The 1074-nt window shown below is 43.8% G+C and carries 1 pseudogene; it reads right to left on the bottom strand.

Annotation, left to right across the window (positions count from 1 at the left end):
• Window positions 1–795 (bottom strand): annotated as a pseudogene (locus tag C7Y70_RS20310) (hypothetical protein); the annotation flags it as partial.
• Window positions 796–1074 lie beyond the last annotated feature (279 nt).

Raw genomic sequence — 1074 nt, 5'->3', positions numbered from 1 at the left:
GGTATAGCGAATAGTTGCGCCTTCGCTGGTTGTTTGGCTTATTACTGCAATGTCGTCTATGTAGGCCCGCCATGTAGTGTTTGTGCCGTCGATTTCTTCTTCATAGAGCTTGTCACTATAGTACGTGGTCACATTGCCATTCACTTGCTTATAGCGCATATGCTCTGGGCCATAAGTAAAGTTGAGGGTTTTACCGCCTTTTTTGATTTGGGTGGGTTTATCCATCGCGTTATACGTTGCGCTGGTTAAACCATCACCTTGGGTCATATTACCTCGGGTATCGTAGCTAAATGACTTCCAACCGCCACGATACACACGCTTAACCGCATTCGGGCCACCTGTTGAATCTGTTGTGTAGTCATATTGCGTGGCATAGTCTGATTTAGATAACAAGTTACCAACTGCATCATAACTGTAACTGGTGACTATATGGTTATCCACCAAGTTACGCTCTAAGCGATGTAAGCTATCGTACTCATAGGTTTCAGTAAATTGATGTTGGTCAATCCCCACATTACCCGTGGTGACATCCACTTGCGTTAAGTTACCAAAACCATCATACCCTTGATAACTAATGTTCATCAGGTTATTGCTGCCTTTGGCGACCGCTTTTAACAGCATTTGGCCGTTACGGTTACTATACGACGTAGTTTCTGACGTGCCATTACCTAAGTCAGCAGCTGTAATATTACCAAACACATCCTGTTCAGTAATGGTTTTATACACATAGCCACTGGCGGTATTCTTCACTACATTTTGATAACCAGAATCTGTGTAACCATATTCAAGCGTCAAGTTGTTTGGATAACGAAGTCCTTTTACTCGGCCATAGTTAGCATCATAAAAGGTCGTTGTGGTATAGGATTTATCATCATCATTAATCGTTTGCGTGGTCGGGCGGCCGCGGCTATCAAAACTGTATGCTTTAGTAATACCATTGCCTGTGGCTTGATTTAACTGCCCTAAACCATAGGTCTCTTATACACATCTGACGCTGACGACGAGTGACTCTGGGACAATCTCCGCGGTCCACCGAGCCTTAACAAGATAAACTCGTTGCGTTACCAGATATGT

The sequence above is a fragment of the Pseudoalteromonas sp. KS88 genome (assembly GCF_004766475.1).
GTDB lineage: Bacteria > Pseudomonadota > Gammaproteobacteria > Enterobacterales > Alteromonadaceae > Pseudoalteromonas.
The sequence above is the reverse complement of the archived record's forward strand: the minus strand, read 5'-3'. Positions and strand labels throughout refer to the sequence as shown.